The sequence below is a fragment of the Streptomyces sp. NBC_01241 genome (assembly GCF_041435435.1).
Lineage (GTDB): Bacteria > Actinomycetota > Actinomycetes > Streptomycetales > Streptomycetaceae > Streptomyces.
In genome coordinates, this window is the sequence record NZ_CP108494.1 from 5,369,063 (window position 1) to 5,385,433 (window position 16,371).

At 69.5% G+C, this 16,371-nt stretch carries 17 protein-coding genes; 10 read left to right on the forward strand and 7 right to left on the reverse strand.

Features of this window, described 5'->3' with window-relative positions:
• The first annotated feature begins 7 nt into the window (after window positions 1–7).
• Window positions 8–691: an ABC transporter ATP-binding protein gene (locus OG306_RS24150; protein WP_266748156.1), complete on the forward strand. Its 684-nt coding sequence runs from the start codon at window positions 8–10 to the stop codon at window positions 689–691.
• Window positions 692–838: 147 nt separating this feature from the next.
• Here the strand turns inward: OG306_RS24150 and OG306_RS24155 are convergent, their stop codons facing one another.
• Together OG306_RS24155 and OG306_RS24160 are read right to left on the reverse strand one after the other, a co-directional pair.
• Entirely contained in the window at window positions 839–1,462 is a 624-nt protein-coding gene (locus OG306_RS24155) for an RDD family protein (protein ID WP_323183922.1), read from the reverse strand.
• A gap of 137 nt (window positions 1,463–1,599) precedes the next feature.
• Entirely contained in the window at window positions 1,600–3,288 is a 1,689-nt protein-coding gene (locus tag OG306_RS24160) for a glycosyltransferase family 87 protein (RefSeq protein WP_266748157.1), read from the reverse strand.
• 191 nt (window positions 3,289–3,479) lie between these two features.
• Here OG306_RS24160 and OG306_RS24165 point away from each other — a divergent pair, with 191 nt between their 5' ends.
• Both OG306_RS24165 and gdhA read left to right on the forward strand, forming a co-directional pair.
• Window positions 3,480–3,653, forward strand: a complete 174-nt coding sequence (locus OG306_RS24165; protein WP_266748158.1) for a hypothetical protein — start codon at window positions 3,480–3,482, stop codon at window positions 3,651–3,653.
• A 201-nt stretch (window positions 3,654–3,854) separates the two neighbouring features.
• Window positions 3,855–5,192: an NADP-specific glutamate dehydrogenase gene (gdhA, locus tag OG306_RS24170; RefSeq protein WP_266748159.1), complete on the forward strand. Its 1,338-nt coding sequence runs from the start codon at window positions 3,855–3,857 to the stop codon at window positions 5,190–5,192.
• Between the two features lie 319 nt (window positions 5,193–5,511).
• Here gdhA and OG306_RS24175 read toward each other — a convergent pair whose 3' ends face one another.
• Window positions 5,512–5,919 (reverse strand): YrdB family protein, encoded by a 408-nt coding sequence (locus OG306_RS24175; RefSeq protein WP_266748160.1) that lies wholly within the window; start codon window positions 5,917–5,919, stop codon window positions 5,512–5,514.
• 147 nt (window positions 5,920–6,066) lie between these two features.
• Here OG306_RS24175 and OG306_RS24180 point away from each other — a divergent pair, with 147 nt between their 5' ends.
• From OG306_RS24180 to OG306_RS24195, 4 genes are all read left to right on the forward strand, one after another.
• The gene (locus OG306_RS24180; protein WP_266748161.1) at window positions 6,067–6,237 is read left to right on the forward strand and encodes a hypothetical protein; all 171 of its coding nucleotides are present in this window, start codon (window positions 6,067–6,069) and stop codon (window positions 6,235–6,237) included.
• Between the two features lie 8 nt (window positions 6,238–6,245).
• The gene (locus OG306_RS24185) at window positions 6,246–6,407 is read left to right on the forward strand and encodes a hypothetical protein (RefSeq protein WP_266748162.1); all 162 of its coding nucleotides are present in this window, start codon (window positions 6,246–6,248) and stop codon (window positions 6,405–6,407) included.
• Window positions 6,407–7,417, forward strand: coding sequence for a hypothetical protein (locus OG306_RS24190; protein WP_266748163.1), 1,011 nt, complete (start codon window positions 6,407–6,409; stop codon window positions 7,415–7,417). The genes OG306_RS24185 and OG306_RS24190 overlap by 1 nt, the downstream gene beginning before the upstream one ends.
• 237 nt (window positions 7,418–7,654) lie before the next feature.
• Window positions 7,655–8,062, forward strand: a complete 408-nt coding sequence (locus OG306_RS24195; RefSeq protein ID WP_266748164.1) for a hypothetical protein — start codon at window positions 7,655–7,657, stop codon at window positions 8,060–8,062.
• A 98-nt stretch (window positions 8,063–8,160) separates the two neighbouring features.
• On the opposite strand, the gene OG306_RS24200 is transcribed toward OG306_RS24195, so the two are convergent.
• The 3 genes from OG306_RS24200 to OG306_RS24210 all read right to left on the reverse strand — a co-directional run bounded on the left by OG306_RS24200 (window position 8,161) and on the right by OG306_RS24210 (window position 11,006).
• Complete coding sequence (locus OG306_RS24200; RefSeq protein ID WP_266748165.1) at window positions 8,161–8,706, reverse strand: hypothetical protein; 546 nt, start codon at window positions 8,704–8,706, stop codon at window positions 8,161–8,163.
• A gap of 198 nt (window positions 8,707–8,904) precedes the next feature.
• The gene (locus OG306_RS24205; RefSeq protein WP_266748166.1) at window positions 8,905–9,438 is read right to left on the reverse strand and encodes an Lrp/AsnC family transcriptional regulator; all 534 of its coding nucleotides are present in this window, start codon (window positions 9,436–9,438) and stop codon (window positions 8,905–8,907) included.
• A 131-nt stretch (window positions 9,439–9,569) separates the two neighbouring features.
• On the reverse strand, window positions 9,570–11,006 hold the full coding sequence (locus OG306_RS24210; protein WP_266748167.1) for an aldehyde dehydrogenase family protein: 1,437 nt from the start codon (window positions 11,004–11,006) through the stop codon (window positions 9,570–9,572).
• Window positions 11,007–11,330: 324 nt separating this feature from the next.
• On the opposite strand from OG306_RS24210, the gene OG306_RS24215 reads away from it, so the two are divergent.
• The 3 genes from OG306_RS24215 (at window position 11,331) to OG306_RS24225 (ending at window position 15,460) form a co-directional block, all read left to right on the forward strand.
• Entirely contained in the window at window positions 11,331–12,764 is a 1,434-nt protein-coding gene (locus OG306_RS24215; RefSeq protein ID WP_266905626.1) for an APC family permease, read from the forward strand.
• Window positions 12,765–13,025: 261 nt separating this feature from the next.
• Entirely contained in the window at window positions 13,026–14,654 is a 1,629-nt protein-coding gene (locus OG306_RS24220) for a flavin monoamine oxidase family protein (RefSeq protein WP_266748169.1), read from the forward strand.
• Window positions 14,655–14,929: 275 nt separating this feature from the next.
• Window positions 14,930–15,460, forward strand: a complete 531-nt coding sequence (locus tag OG306_RS24225) for a hypothetical protein (RefSeq protein ID WP_371665607.1) — start codon at window positions 14,930–14,932, stop codon at window positions 15,458–15,460.
• 205 nt (window positions 15,461–15,665) lie between these two features.
• Here OG306_RS24225 and msrA read toward each other — a convergent pair whose 3' ends face one another.
• Complete coding sequence (gene msrA, locus OG306_RS24230) at window positions 15,666–16,337, reverse strand: peptide-methionine (S)-S-oxide reductase MsrA (RefSeq protein WP_266748171.1); 672 nt, start codon at window positions 16,335–16,337, stop codon at window positions 15,666–15,668.
• Window positions 16,338–16,371 lie beyond the last annotated feature (34 nt).

A 16,371-nucleotide genomic window follows, 5' to 3' on the forward strand; every position in this document is an offset into this window, starting at 1 on the left:
TTGACCCATGTACACACTCAGAGACGTCACCAAGCGCTATACGCGCGGCAAGGCCACGATCGACGCGCTCGCCGGTGTCGACCTGACCATCGAGGACGGCGGCCGACTGGTCATCCAGGGCCCCACCGGCGGCGGCAAGTCCACGCTGCTGCAGATGCTCGGCGGCCTGGACCGCCCCACCAGCGGCAGCATCGAACTCGACGGCGTGGACCTCGCGAAGCTCAGCGAGGCCAAACTCACCAAGGTGCGCGCGCAGAACATCGGCTTCGTCTTCCAGAGCTTCAACCTCATCCCGACGCTGACCGCCCAGGAGAACGTCGAGACGGCGCTCGTACCGCTCGGCGGCAAGGCGTCCGAGCGGCGCAGGCGGGCCGCCGAGGCACTGGACTCCGTCGGACTCGGCGAACGGCTCGGGCATCTGCCCGGCGAGATGTCAGGGGGCCAGCAGCAGCGGGTGGCGATCGCGCGCGCCCTGGTCAAGCAGCCGAAGGTGCTCCTCGCCGACGAACCCACCGGCAACCTCGACGAGTCGATGCGCGACGAGGTCATGGAGGTGCTGGAGACCATGTGGAAGGAGCACGGCCTGACGTTCATCATGGTCACGCACGACAGCGCCATCGCCCGACGGGCGCCCCGGCTGGCGACCATCCGCAGGGGCAGGGTCACGATCACGGAGAACGCGGCGGCCTGAGAGCGGCCGAGGGGGCCGGGGAGCCGAGGGCTTACGACCTCACCCGCTTTCTATCGCGGGTGAGGTCGTTGCCGGAGGCCGGGCGGTGTGGCGGGCGTCCGGCCGCCGGTGACCGGCTCGGAGGCGGCCGGCTCAGAGGTGGCCGGCTCAGAGGTGGCCGGCGGCGGCTTTCCGGTGGGCCGCGAGGTCGCTGTGGCGGACCTGGCGCAGGCCCACCGGATCGGTGCGCCCGCTGGTCCAGAAGGTGCTGAGGGGGAGGGCGCCGGGTCCGGCGAGGTACGAGCGCAGTACGTACCAGGGCTGCAACGGCACCCGGCACAGCCCGTACAGCCAGCGCCGCACCAGTTGGCGGGGTCCCGGGCGCCCGGCGTCGGGCAGCCCGATCACCCGAATCCCCATGATCAGCTTGCCCGCGCCGCCCCCGACGACGGCCGTCAGGACCACCTGATTGAGGAACGAGAACGCGAGCGCCGGGCCGATCAGCAGACCGGCGGCCTCGGGAACGGTGGCCGTGTCCACGTATGGCCGGGCCAGTAGCCCCGCGGTGACCAGGCAGAGGTAGCAGTCGAGCGCGACGGCGAGATAGCGGCGCATGTCGCCCGCACGCGGTGGGACGCGGAGCGCGGCGCGCTGCCCGGGGACGGGCGGGAGAGCGGGATGGGCGTACGGGCCCGCAGGTCCGGGGCGCCCGTACCCCGACGGCGGCGGCCCGCCCGGTGAAGCCGGCCGGGAACCGCTCCGGGTACGCCTGTGGCCCCGCGACGTCGTCATGACGGCATCATGTCTGATTACCCGTCACGGTGTGGTCAGGTCCGCGCACCCGGAATCATTCAGCCGGGCCCGCGTACCCGGCTCCGCCCCTACGCCGTACTGCCCTGTGCGCCGTACCGCCCCGTACGCCGTACGCGTCAGCACGATCCGAACGGCCACAACCGGTAGGGCGCATCCAGCCGGTACTCGCCGCCCCGCGGCACCGTGAGCCGCGTCCACTCGCCGTCCTGCCGTACGCATCCGCCGCCGTCGGCCCGCAGCCACGGCGAGTAGGCGATCCGTACCGTCACCGACCCGGCGGCGGGCATCCGTACCACCACGGAGGCGTCGTCCCCGCGTACGACGGCGCCGGGGGCGGAGACCAGCGGGACGGCGCCCTGCACCCGGTAGATCCGCCAGTCCGCGTCGTGCCACACCGGCTCCAGCCAGTCCGTGCCGCGCCGGACGAGGTCCGCCTCCGCCTCGGCCGGCCCGTCCGGCCTGCCGTTGTGCAGCACCACGAGGCCCACACCCCACCGGTCCAGCCAGGCGCGGTATGCGGCCGGGGCCGGCGTCGTCCTCCCGTAGAACAGCCGCCCGCGCTCCACGTCGAGCTGACGGTTCCAGCCGCGCGCCATGTTCACGTGCGGGGCGAGCACGGCCGCCTCCCGGTGATTGCGGGCCGGTACGACCTCCACCCGGGTCCGTTCGGCACCGAGCCTGCGCAGTTCGGCGACCACGCCGTCGGTGTGGGCCGCCCAGGCGGGCACGGTGGTGGAGACCCGCAGATCGTCATCGGTCTTGTCGACCAGCCAGCCGGTGTTGTACGCGAGCATCCCGACGAGCAGAACGGCTCGCACCCGCAGCAGCCACCCGCCCCGCGCCCACCCCGCCAGGACGGCCAGTGCCGCCGCGAGAAGCACGGGCGGGCCGGCCAGCCCCACCAGCCGCTCCACGTTCGTCCCGATGGGCGAGGGGATCAGGAAGGTCAGGACGACACCGGCCCCGTACACCAGGCTCGCGAACCGGACCACCCGCCAGCCGCCCTCGCGCGGCGCCCCGAGCCACAAGGCCGCGCAGGCGGCCAACGGCATCCACAACCTCCCCATGGCCATCGGCTGTTCGCCCGTGAAGGGGAACAGGAGCGTCGTCGCCGCGACCACCACGAACGGCGGCACGAGGAGCACCGCCGCCCGCCGCCACTGCCGGTCGAGCCCGTACGCCCCACCCGCCACCACGAGGAACAGCCCCGCCACCGGACTCGCCGCCGTCGCCAGCGCCGTACAGCCCGCGGCGACGCCCGGCCGGTGCCGTACGTACAGCAGCGCGACCAGCCCGATCGCCACGCCCAGCGCGAACGTCGTACGCCCGGACGCGACATTGCACCAGAGCACCAACGACCCCAGCACCGACACCGCGGCCGGCCACCGCACCCCGGCCCGCACACAGAGCCGACCCAGTGCCCACGATGCGCCGAGCCCGGCGGCGACGGTGACGGCCCGCACTCCGAACACCGCCATGAGCGGTGGCGCCAGCAGGCTGTAGTTGGCGGTGTGCATCCCGCCGTACCAGGAGAGGTTGTACGCGGACCCGGGATGCCGGGACGCGAACCCGGCCCAGGCGAACTGCGCCGCAAGATCACCGCCGCCGGTGGCCAGCGCCAGCGCCCACAGGACGTACAACGGCACGACGACCAGCACCGCGACGCCCGGAACCCGCCACCGCGCCGCGTCCGTGGCCGTACCCGTACCCGTACCCGTGGCCGCCGGGCGCGGACCGGCGCCGGACCGCTCGCTTCCCGGCTCGCCCGTCCGCCCGCGCGCCGCCGTTCTCTCGGTGGTCCCCATCCCGCAGACCCTAACGGGACCGTCCGTACCCGCACGAGGGTGGAGCCGGCTACACCACGGATCCGGGGGCCCGGCCCCTCGTGGCGGCGGATACCGCCGTTGAGGATGGACACACCGCAAGACACACCGCAAGACACCGCAAGACAAGCCGCAAGACACCGCAAGACACCGCCCCGACCCTGGAGGTTTCCGTGAAAGCCCTGCTCTGGATCGTGCTGTGCGCGGCGATCGCCGCGAACGTCTTCCTGAACTTCCTCGTGGAGGACAACGGCCTGAACATCGCTCTGAGTGTCGTCTCCGGAGTGGTCGTCCTCGCGTCCGGAGTGGGGCTGTGGAGGCTGCGCCGTACGGGCGTGCAGCCATAAATTGGTCCATTTTGCGGACACGTCGACGATCTTCCGGGGCCACTGGGACAATCGAAGTGCCACACCGGTTCGGTACGTCGCTTTCGTGAGCCGCAGCGCGCGCGAGTCCGGGCGACGCCCTCAATGGCGAGGGGGACCGCTGGTGCCCCGGGACGAGGGCACTTATGCGCGCGATGGGCACTCACGGAAGGTCTTGATCAGATGCGTGTCATTGAGCCGCTGTACGCGGAGATTCTCCGCCGCAACCAGGGTGAGAACGAATTCCACCAGGCGGTACGGGAGGTCCTGGAAACCCTCGGCCCGGTCCTCGAACAGCGACCTGAATTCGTCGACGCCCGGATCGTCGAGCGGGTCTGCGAGCCGGAGCGCCAGCTCATCTTCCGCGTGCCGTGGTCGGACGACTCCGGCGACATCCACGTGAACCGCGGCTTCCGGGTCGAGTTCAACAGCTCGCTCGGACCGTACAAGGGCGGGCTGCGCTTCCACCCCTCGGTCAACCTCGGCATCGTGAAGTTCCTCGGCTTCGAGCAGATCTTCAAGAACGCCCTCACCGGCATGCCCATCGGTGGCGGCAAGGGTGGCGCGGACTTCGATCCGAAGGGCCGCTCCGACGCCGAGATCATGCGGTTCTGCCAGTCGTTCATGACCGAACTCCACCGCCACCTCGGCGAGTACACCGACGTCCCCGCCGGTGACATCGGCGTCGGCGGCCGCGAGATCGGCTACCTGTTCGGCCAGTACAAGCGGATCACCAACCGTTACGAGTCCGGCGTCCTCACCGGAAAGGGCCTGGGCTGGGGCGGCGCCCTGGTGCGCACCGAGGCGACCGGGTACGGCTGTGTGCTCTTCACCGCCGAGATGCTCCGCAGCCGGGGCGAGTCCCTCGACGAGCAGCGCATCTCCGTATCGGGCTCGGGCAATGTCGCGATCTACGCGATCGAGAAGGCCCAGCAGCTCGGCGCGACCGTGGTGACCTGCTCCGACTCCAACGGCTACGTCGTCGACGAGAAGGGCATCGACCTCGCCCTCCTCAAGGAGATCAAGGAGGCCGGCCGCGGCCGGGTCTCGGACTACGCGGAGCGCCGCGGCAAGCACGCCACGTACGTCCCCGGCACCGGTGTCTGGAACGTCCCCGTCGACGTGGCCCTGCCCTGCGCCACCCAGAACGAACTGCACGAGGCCGACGCCCTGGCCCTCGTACGCAACGGCGTGAAGGCGGTCGCCGAGGGCGCCAACATGCCCACGACTCCGGAGGCCGTACGCGTCCTCCAGGAGGCGGGCGTCGCTTTCGCCCCCGGCAAGGCGGCCAACGCGGGCGGCGTGGCCACCAGCGCCCTGGAGATGCAGCAGAACGCCTCCCGCGACTCCTGGACGTTCGCCCACACCGAGGAGCGCCTCGCGGAGATCATGCGGCACATCCACGACTCCTGCTACACCACCGCGGAACGCTACGGCAGCCCCGGCAACTACGTGGTCGGCGCCAACATCGCCGGCTTCGAACTGGTCGCGGACGCGATGCTGGCGCAGGGTCTCATCTGACCCGTCCGACAGTGTCAGTGACGGCCTCGGCCCGGCCGCGCTCCGCGGCCGGGCCGAGGCCGTCGCCGGTCTCACCGGCCGGTCCCGCCTGCCCGTCGGCCGGGTGGCTGCCGGGCCTGCATTTCAAGGGCTCGGACTGGTCGCGCGCCCGGGCGGTTCGACTCAGTGGCCGCCCCGTCGGCGTGACCGCACCGCGACGGGTCGAGCCGTCCATCCGTCTGCCGATGCCGGTGCGGTCCGACGGACTCCTGAGCAAGCGCCACCACCGCTACCGGTCCGCGATCACGCCACCGCACCAGCCAGGAACCCAGCACTCACGTCAGGCAGCCGGCATTGCGGGGCGCGGCGCGCGGCGCCGAAAGGTCTCCGCCAGGCCCGTGTTCACGACCACCACGCCCCCGAAGACCACCGCAGTCACCGGATGCCCCACCGCGTGGACCGCGTACACACCACCACCGAGGACCACGGCCTTGACCAGCAGAACCACCACGAGAGGCGGCCGGAAACGGGCGCGCGGGGCGGCGAACAGCCCCCAGAGCACGACGGCCACGGCCGGCGCCCCGATCCCGAGCAGCAGCCGGGCGACCGTGCCGTCACCGGTGGCGAATCCCCACCGGCCGAGCGCGCCCAGCGCCGCCAACTCCACGAGAAACGCCACGACTTCATTGAGCATGAACCAGGGCCGCCCGTCCGGGGCGGCGGAAACGCCGTGGCCTTCGCTCGTCATCGGTGGGGAACTCCTCTTCCTCACGGGCGGGCGCCGCATGCCGGTGCCCCTGGAATCCCGCAGCAACTGATCATTCCTTGTCGTTCTGGGTGATGCTTCGATAGTTTGCAGTGAGAAACGATCAGGTCGTCTGATGGGGGGAGACACGTGTCGATCGCTGACGAGTGGCAACAGTCGAAGGCTGATGTCCTTGACGGCAACGTCAGCGGCACCGAAACGCGTCTGCTGTCCGCACTGTCCGCCCTGTCCGCGAACCCTGCCACCGTCACCGCCCCCAGCGCTCCGCTGGGCCCGGCCGGGGCGTCAACCACGACTTGATCAACTCGATGCTGGTGCAAGCGGTCAAGGAGAAGATCCCGAAGGGCCAGTGGTACCTGACGGAAACGGACACCGGGCAGTTCGGGAGTGTGCCGCAGAAGGGTGCGACGGGCTCGTACAACGACGGCCTCACCAGTGGCGTGGGCCGCACGGGGAAGGTCACGGGCTGATGAGTCGACGACGGACGAAGTTCATTGCTGCGGGAGTTGCCGGACTGATCGTGGTGGCCGGGACGGTGGTGTTCGCCCTCCTGCGCGGAGAGGAACAGGAGCCGGAGCAGCAGAGCTTCTGCTGGGGCACTCTCTCAAGACACGATGTGTCCGCGCTCAGCGTGCAGCCGCTGGAGCGGTACGCCTCGGAGGAACGCCGCCTGAACGACGCCGGGCTGTCCTACTGCAAGGTGTGGGGCGGCTCGGGCAGCGCGGCCGCGATGCGCGAGGAGTTCACCCTCGACATCAACAACATGCCCCCCGAAACGAGCGTATGGCGGACGGCCGACGAAGTCGCCGCCGAGTCCCTGTTCCGCGCGCCGATCGCCGGGGTGGCCGGCTGGGTCAATAGGAGGTACGCCGGGGTACTGCTTCCCTCCGGCTGTGCCGGGGCACTGGGCAAGGGTGCTGCACCGTATCTGCAGATCAAGGCGGTGAACGATCAGGAGGAGCGTTGGCAGGACGGCACCCTCCAGAAGCGGATGACCGAAGTCCTCATGAAGGCCGGAGCAACCCTGACCAAGCAACTGGGGTGCTCTGACCGCGCGTTCGCCGCTCCGGAGGATGCTCCTCGGCTGCTCGAACCACGGGCGCTCACCCCCGGCAAGGCGTGCGGCCTTCCCGGGTTCACCCCTCTCAGGACGACCGGCACCACCTTCCAGGAATACGTGACCCCGGGAGACTTCCGCCTGTGGAGCTGCTCGATCGGCCTCGAAGGCGATACTCACGGCACCGTGAATTTCACCGTCACCCAGGACCCCCGATTGATCGGCCTCTCCAGCGTCCGGTCCGAGTCGCTGAGCCACCCGGGCGAGGCGCTTGTCACTTGCGGAGGCAAACCGACCCTCCTGCAAATGGGTACGCCTGGCAACACAGCGGAGAAGGAGCCCGGGGCGGAAGCGTTGCGTCCCGACAAGGAGCGGTTCGAGGGCTTCACCGGTGCCGTCACTCGGGCGGCAGGTTGCAGCTGAACCTGGGCGAGAGGACGGTGAAGTCCGCCCTGGACAGGCAGGTGTTGAGACAACCAACGGAGAGGGCGAGAGTGTCCCGTCGGCATCAGGCGATCGCGGCGGCAGTGGAAACGCGCCTGAGATTGCCTGGGTCCGGCATTGCCGGGCCCCGCCAGGTCCGGCGACCATGCGGGCATCTCCGGAGCGGGCGTTACCCGCGTTCCGGACCGCACCTCATCAGAGAATGGAGCGCCCCTCATGGCATGGGTGGTCGGAGCGAACGTGCTCATGGGTCTGCTGTTGATCGCATTGGGGCTGGTGACGCTCCGAACAGGGTGGATCCTGCCCACGGCGCGCCGCCACGTCACCAGACCTCAGCTCCACGGCCTCGGTACCCTGCTGACGGGTACGTCCCTTGTTTTTCAGGGCCTCTTCTACTTCCGAATCCTGCCGAGCGTCTCCTGGGAGATCCGGTTCTTCGGCGGAAACGCCTTCCTGTTCGCTGGTCTCTTCTTGATTATTGCCGGCCAGCTGCTGGCGCACCGCCGCAGCCCGCACCCGGACCCACACCGATCCCTCAGGAGCTTCCGCTCGATCGCGAGCCGTATGAGCCCTCGTGAAGACGGTGCCGGCGTGGACCGGCCCGGACCCGCTGACGACGCGTGACTACGGGCGAGACCATTCCAAAAGGTCGCGCTACCTCTCGGAGGCTGTGCTGTTGCTGTTGTTGTCCGCTCCCATACCGGCGTGCGCTGCCATCGACTTCACTCCGGCGTCTTGATCAACACAGAGTTTGACACGACGGGAGGTGGCGACGGCAACTGAACATAGCCCGTTTCGGGGTCTGTTGTCTTCTTCGCCGTTTGGTACGTATCGCTGTTCATCAACAGCACGGAAACAGTGCGCTCGGACCCTGGTGTCGTCGTGCTGAGATTCGCGTCGTAGGGGTAATCGCCCGGTCCCTGATTCAGGTCGTTCCGCAGCGTGTAGTGCACGTGCGGGGCGGCGGCCGTACCGGAAACTTTCCGCACCACCCAGGCAAGGTGGTCACCGGGTGCGAGGTCGCAGGACACTGTCGCGACCACATGCGCCACCGAATGATTTGGCTTCCCGTTCAGCTTGAGAACGACATCTTTGCTCGACTTGCCGCAGTCGGATGAGGAACCAGCCGACGGGCCCGGCATATTGCGCGGCGAGGCGGAAACACTCGGCTGTGATGAATCCGAATCGCCGAACTGTTCCAGGAGATCTTTCCAGATCCCCAGGGACTGCCCCACCACGCCGGCGACGAGCGCGACAAAGGTGAACACACCGGTGGCCCTCCTTACCCAACGGCCACCCACCTCGTCGGCGCCTCTCAGTGGCGTTCGCCGCCGACGGAGATGGGTGCGGTTTCCGCCTAAACCTGGGTTCCGCTGTCGCCTCGCCATACTGTTGGCTTCCCCTTCCCAGGTTGAGGTCAACGCGGATCGTGAACTTTCGTTCCGTCGTCCGCCGGGGAACCGCGGTCAGCGGTCGGCCCGTTGGTCGATGCCCGCGTCGTCGGGGGGTCCTGGGGCGTCCAGGATGGAGGTCTCCACCTCGCCGACGCCCCACCCGTACGCCAGTTTGTGCACCTCCAGCACGAAGAAGGAGTCCGTGGCGACGATCCCGTCGATCAGGTGGAGGCGCCGCGTCATCAGGTCGGTGAAGTGGTCGGTGTCCCGGCAGATCACCTCGGCCATGACGTCGAACCGGCCCGCCGTCATGATCACGTACGCGGTCTCGGGGAGCTCCCGCAGCGCCCGGCAGACCAGCTGCGCCATGCCGGGCCGCACCCGGATGCCGATCATCGCCATGCGGTCGAAACCGATGGTCAGCGGGTTGGCGATGCCGACGATCTGCAGGATGCCCGCATCCTGCAGCCGCTGCACCCGGTAGCGGACGGAGGAGGCCGGGATGCCCACGTCCGAGGCGATCAGACTGTAGGCGCGGCGTCCGTCGGTCTGCAGGATGGCGATGATGCGCCGGTCGATGTCGTCGAGCGGGCTCGCGGGGGGCATACGGCTGCTCCGGAGGTCGCGTCCAGGGGACTGACCCGGACCGGAGGCCGCGCCCTTGATCCAGGAGCGGCCACCGGGTCCGGTCGGTCCAGGGTACGGAGCCCCTGCGGGCGCGCCGGTCACAGGCCCGTTCAGACGCTCATGACACCCGTACGCAAGTCGGACATGTCGAGCAGGGTGTGCTTGCCGCCGATGCGGCCCCAGCCGGTGCCGCGGCTGCCCGCCCCGCCGAACGGCATGTTGATGTCCCAGAAGCACGTGCTGTCGTTGACCACGACCTGACCGACGGCCATCTCCTCGACGAACCGGTACGCGGCACCCATGCTCCGGGTGAACACCGCGCCCTGGAGGCCGAGCTTGTCGTCATTGGCGATCCGCAGCAGCTCGTCGTCGGAGCCGCCGGTGATGATCGGGACGACCGGGCCGAAGGACTCCTCGCGGGAGAGCAGGCTGTCCTCGGGCACGCCGTCCACCACGGTGAACTCGTAGTAGAGGCCGGTCGGCTGCCCGGCGCGGCGCTGCCCGCCGAGCAGGATCTGCGCGCCGTGCTCCCGCGCGTCCGCCATGTGCCGGTCCATCTTGGCCGCGACACCCTCGTTGTTGAGCGGGCCGAGGTTCGTCGCCGCGTCGAACGGGTCACCGAGCACGACGTCCTCGGCGGCACGGAGTACGGCCGCCACGAAGTCGTCGTGCGCGTCGGCGTGGACGACCACCCGCTCCGTGGCACAGCACACCTGTCCGGAACAGAGGTACGCGCCGTACACCGCGGCGCGGGCCGCCGCGTCCAGGTCGGCGTCGGCGAGTACCACCAGCGGGCCGTTGCCCGAGCACTCCATGATGGAGCGCTTGAGGCCGGCGGCGGCCGCGATCTTCGCGCCGGTCGCCGAGGAGCCGATGAAGCCGATGGCGTCGATGCCCGGATGGCGCACCAGCATGTCCCCGGCCGTGCCCTCGCCGGGCAGGACGTTGACCAGGCCCGCCGGAACTCCCGCCTCGACCATCGCCTCCATGGCCTTCAGTACGGTCAGCGGCGTGTTCGACGGCGGCTTGACGACGTGCGCGTTTCCGGTGGCCAGACCGGGGGCGACGAACTCGGCAAGCATCAGCAGCGGGAAGTTCCAGGGCGTGATGATGCCCCAGGTGCCGACGGGCCGGTAGAACGTCCACATCCGCTTGGTGTTGTCGGTGGACGGCATCGTCTCGCCGTGCAGGCGCACCGCGTCCTCGGCGTGCAGATGGAACAGCTGCGCCGCCTCCTCGATGTCGGCGACCGACTCGGCGAGCGGCTTGCCCTGCTCCAGCGTCTGCAGGCGGGCCAGCTCCTCCACCCGGGCGGACAGCGCGTCGCCGACGCGGTGACAGATCTCCGCCCGCTTCCAGACGTTGACCTTCGCCCAGGCCGCCTGCGCCTCGTTGGCGGCCTTCACGGCGGCGTCGAGGTCCGTGGCGGTGGGGAGCGGGATCGTACCGATGTGCGCGCCGGTGGCGGGGCTGATGACGTCGTAGGTCTCGGTACCGGTGCCGTCGGCGTAGCCGCCGTTGATGAAGAACGGGTGCACGGCAGACATGGGTGCCCTTCTGGTCTGGCGCCGGGAGGGCGCGAGGGGAGTGACGCACCTCACCATCGGTTGGGCAATCGAAGGGTGTCAATGGGGCTGAATCAACAATCTCAAGGCTGATTCACTGCTGAATGAGCAGGTTCAATCCATTGACATGGCGAAATCGTCAGCCCTACGGTGCGTGGCTCATAGGCCGTCGCTCTTCGTCTGAAGCTCCACGCGCTCTGCCTCTGCTTGCGGCCCGATGCTCTCTGTCCGAAGCTCCTCGCGCGCTGTCTGAAGCTCTCTCGTTCTCCGCCTGAAGCCCCCGCTCACCGACTGAAGGGGACACCCATGTCCGAGCAACCTGCCCTTGCCAAGAAGATGCGCTGGTACGACGGGTTCGCGATGTCGCTGACCATGCCGGCGGCGCTGATCGCATCGCTGGGGGCCTCCATCGGAGGGCTCGGCGCATGGGGCGCGATCGCCCTGTGGGCGGTGTCGATGGTGCTGGCCACCGCCACCAACTGGATCTACACCGAGATGGCCGCGATGTTCCCCGAGTCGTCGGGCGGTATCGCGCACTACGCCACCGAGGGCTGGCGCAGCCGGATCCCTGCCGTCGGCGCCCTGGCCGGCATTGGCTACTGGCTTCCCTGGACCACCGCGCTGTCGGTGTACGCGGGCATCATCGGCTCCCTGGTGCAGGCGCAGTGGTTCCCCGGTCAGAACTGGACGCTCGACCTGGGCGTGGCGGAGCTGAGCCTGCCGATCGTGGTGGGTCTGGTCGTCATGGCGCTGCTGTACGGGGCGGCGATGTACGGCCTGCACGCGGCGATGTGGGTGGTCTACGTGACCGGCGGGGTGCTGCTGATCCCGCTCGCCGTCTTCATCGTGGGACCGTTCCTCACCGGTGACTGGAGCACGGCCGGGCTGCACTGGAACCTGCACGGCATGAGCGGACTCCGCGAGGCCCTGGTGTGGCTGTACATCATGGCCTGGACCTCGTTCGGCGTGGAGGTGTGCGCGACCTTCGCCCCCGAGTACAAGGAGACCGTGCGGGACACCTCCCGGGCGCTGCGCGCGGGCGTGCTGTTCTGCCTCGGCATCTTCATCCTGCTGCCGCTGGCGCTCTCCGGTTACGTCGGGGAGAAGACGATCGGCGACGACCCGACCGCGTTCTACGTCGGGGCCTTCCACAACCTGGTCGGCGGGGCAGCCGACCTGATGGTCGTCTTCCTCATCGCCTCGCTGCTGCTCATCATGATCACCGGGCTGGCCGACGGCTCACGGGTGCTGTACAGCATGGGACGGCAGGGCGTCACGGTCCGTCAGGTCGGCGTGCTCAACCGGCGCGGCGTACCGGCCCGCGCGCTCACCGTCGCGCTGCTGCTCAACGTGGTCGTGCTGGTGGTCCTCAAGACCCCGCTGGCGATCATCGTCACCGGCAACCTGGGCTACATCCTCACCCACATCCTGGCGATCTCCGGCTTCGCCCTGCTCCGCCGGGACCGGCCCGACCTGGCGCGTCCGATCCGGCTCCCGAACTTCTTCGTGCCGCTGGCCTGGGTCCTCACGGCACTGCTGGGCGTCATCCTGGTCGTCGGCGCCACCGGCTTCGCGATCACCGGCTACGGCGGATACAAGGAACTCGCCATCGCGCTCGGCGTGATGGCCGCATCGGTCCTGCTGTGGGAGTACCGCCGCCGCGTCCAGGACCGCGACGCTCCGGCACCCGCCGACGGGTCCGCGGCCGACGACGAGGCGGCGGAAACTCCCCGCGTCTGAGCAGGCCGGTGCCTGAACGCGTCGGCAGGGGAAGCGGCCGGCGCGCCCTGGAGCCTCACCAACGGAGGTCCCCGCTCCTGAAGCCGCCTCCGCCCCGCCCCGGAGGCACCTCCCACTCCGGGCGTCCCACTCTGGGTACCGCACTTCGGGCGTCCCGGGCCCAGGCAAGGAAAACCCCCGACGGGCCCGTGCACCGCACCGGTCGGGTACCACTACCTCCTTTCCCCAGGCACCACTCCCTTTCAGAGGAAGGACTTCGGCATGGCCGGATTCCAGGGCCGTACCCGTCTCAGCACCCAACTGCGCGCCATGTTCTCGGCACACGAAGAAGCGGCACGCACAGGTGTGCCGGTGGAGGAGATCCAGGGCCGGCGGGCAGCAGCCGCCGCCGAGGGCGCGAGCCGTCGGCAGTTCCTGCGCGGCGCCGCGGGCGGCCTCGTGGTCGCCGCGGCCGGCGGACTCGGCGTCAACTCGCTCCTCCAAGCCCCGGCGGCCAACGCCGCCACCGCACCCAGGGTCGTCATCGTCGGCGCCGGCCTGGCCGGCCTGCGGACCGCACACGACCTCTACCGCCGGAAGGGCGTCGCCGCCACGGTCTACGAGGGCAACACCCGGGCCGGCGGCCGGTGCTGGAGCCTGCGCAACTTCTTCGATGCCGGCCAGGTCGTCGAGCACGGCGGCGCCTTCATCAACACCGACCACACGGCGACCCGCAACCTGGCCGCGTCGCTCGGTCTGCCGCTGCGGGTCGTCGGCGGAGGCAACCAGTCACCGTACGGCGACAAGTACTGGATCGACGGAGCGCTGTACACCACGAAGGACGCCAACGCCGACTGGAAGGTGATGCAGCCGAAGTTCGCCGCCGAGCTGGCCGCCGCGCCCTATCCGCAGACCTACGGCAACTACACCGCGCGCGGCCGCCAGTTGGACCTGATGACGGTCGACGAGTGGCTGACCGCCAACGTTCCCGGCGGCCTCGGCAGCCGGTTCGCCAAGCTCATGCAGTCCAATGTGCTCTCCGAGTACGGCCTCGACCCCGGCCAGCAGCCCGCGCTGAACCTGATCTACCTGCTGGGCTGGAACTCCCCGGGCTCCCTCGCCCCGCTCGCGGGCGACGACGAGAAGTACTCGGTGATCGGCGGCAACGACCAGATCGTCACCGGGATGATCAACCAACTGCCGTCCGGCACGGTGCAGTACGGGAAGAAGCTCACCGCGCTCAGGTCCAACCTCGACGGGACGGTCACCTGCACCTTCAGCGACGGCCCGGCCACCACCGACGTCACCGCGGACAAGGTCGTCCTCGCGCTGCCCTTCACGACACTGCGCGACTGCGACCTCACCCGCGCCGGCTTCTCGGCGCTGAAGACGCAGGCGATCCAGCAACTGGATCTGGGCGCCAACGCCAAGCTCCATGTGCAGTTCGCCACCCGTCCGTGGGTCACCCAGAAGTATGGCGGTGTCGCGTACACCAACCCCGACACAGTGCAGACCGTGTGGGACGACACCGTCGGCCAGGCGCTGCCCCAGGGCGTCCTGTGCCAGTTCCCCGCCGGCTCCATGGTGACCGGCGGCTGGACTGGCGCAGCCTTCGACACCGCCCCGGCGGCGCAGGTCAGCACCTTCCTGTCCCGGATGGAACCGATCTTCCCCGGTGTCACGGCCGCGTACAACGGCAAGGCGTACCGCGACGCCTGGTTCCTCAACCCCTGGTCCAAGGGCGCCTACAGCTGCCCCCGCGTCGGCCAGCACACCACCCTCTGGGGCGCCCAGCCCGCCCCCGAAGGCAACGTGCACTTCGCCGGCGAGCACACCTCCATGGAGAACTACGGTTTCCTCGACGGCGCCATCGCCTCCGGCGAACGGGTGTCGAAGGAAATCGCCCCCTGAGCCGGTCCGCTGAGCCGGTCCGCTGAGCCCGTCCCCTGAACCCACTCCCTGAGCCCGTCCTCTGAGCCCGCTCCGGCCCCGGACCACCCTCCGGGGCCACTCACTGAAGGCCCGGCGGCCGACACGATCCGTGCCGCAGGACTGACGCAGCCAAGCGGCTACAAGGCCACAACGAGGGCGCAACGGGTGGGTGGCGGGGCTGCGGCGCGATGCGGGGCGTCGCTACCATCCGGCGTACAGGGGGTACAAGGAGTCATCCCCGGCAAGGGGGGTCCGTGCAGTCGACCGTTTCATGGCCGGCGTTCCGGCGCTTCGCCGGCGCCGTCGCGGCCGGCGTGGCCCTGACCGCTTCCTCAGGGTGCACGGTGTCCGTCGATGCCGTCGCCGGCATCTCCGTGACCGGCGACGGCCATCTGCTCGGAGTCATGATGGTCTGCGGGCACCAGATCGACGGCGCGACCCTCTACGTGGACAGCACCGACGTCAACCGTACCGTGACGGTCGGTTCATGGACCGCCGACCGCCCCCTCACAGCCGGTCTCGCCACGTGGACCCTCGAATCTCCTTCCGCCGGCTGGGCCGCAACCAGATCTCTCACTCCGCTCGCTGCTGAAACCACCTATGCCCTCTACGGCTGGACCAGGGACAACTCGTGGTCATCAAGCAGCGTCTCCTTCACCCTGACCGACCGGGACCGGCTCACCCCGGGAATGGTGCGCTACGTCGACGTCGCGGACAACGGCGACGAGTCCGCAACCACCGTCCCCATAGCGGAGTTCAAACCCAGGGCCTGCGAGAACAGTTGACGCCACGGCGCCTCGCGCCAGGCCAGGCATTCACAAGAGCGCGGTCCGCGGCTGGAGTACTGGCCAGGATGGCTTCCTGGTCGACGATCCAGCCAGTTGCCGAAGCCGAGCAGCGACAGATGGCTCTGCCGACTGCCGTGAGGTGTACGAGTCCTTCCTGGCCCAGTACAGCGCACTTGATCGAGGGCTGTACCTGGCCTGTGGATCACTCGTCTCCAGGAGCCTTGGCGATGCCGATGGGGCAGGCCACACCGGTGCCGCCGATGCCGCAGTAGCCCGCCGGGTTCTTGTCCAGATACTGCTGGTGATATGCCTCGGCGGGCCAGAACGTGCGGCCCTCCGCCGGGAGGATCTCCGTGGTGATCTCGCCGTAGCCGGAGCCCGTGAGGACCTTTTGGTAGGCCTCGCGGGAGGCTGCCACGGCCGCTGCCTGCTCGGGGGAGTGGGTGTAGATCGCCGAGCGATACTGCGTGCCCACGTCATTGCCCTGGCGGAAGCCCTGGGTCGGGTCGTGGGACTCCCAGAACAGCTTCAGCAGCTCGGCGTACGAGACGGTCTTCGGGTCGAAGACGACGCGGACCGCTTCGGTGTGGCCGGTCAGGCCCGAGCAGACTTCTTCGTACGCGGGGTTCTCCGTGGAGCCGCCCTGGTAGCCGACGAGCGTCGTCCAGACGCCGTCCGTCTGCCAGAATTTGCGCTCGGCGCCCCAGAAACAGCCCAGTGCGAAGTCCGCGATCTCCAGGCCCTCCGGGTACGGGCCCAGCAGCGGGTTGCCGAGGACCGTGTGGCGGGACGGGACGGTGAACTCGGGGGTGGGGCGGCCCTTCAGGGCCTCCTCCGGGGTGGGGAGCTGCGGGGTACGGCGTTGCAGGAACATGCGGGGGCTCCTCCGAGGGCTGGGTTTTCCGGTC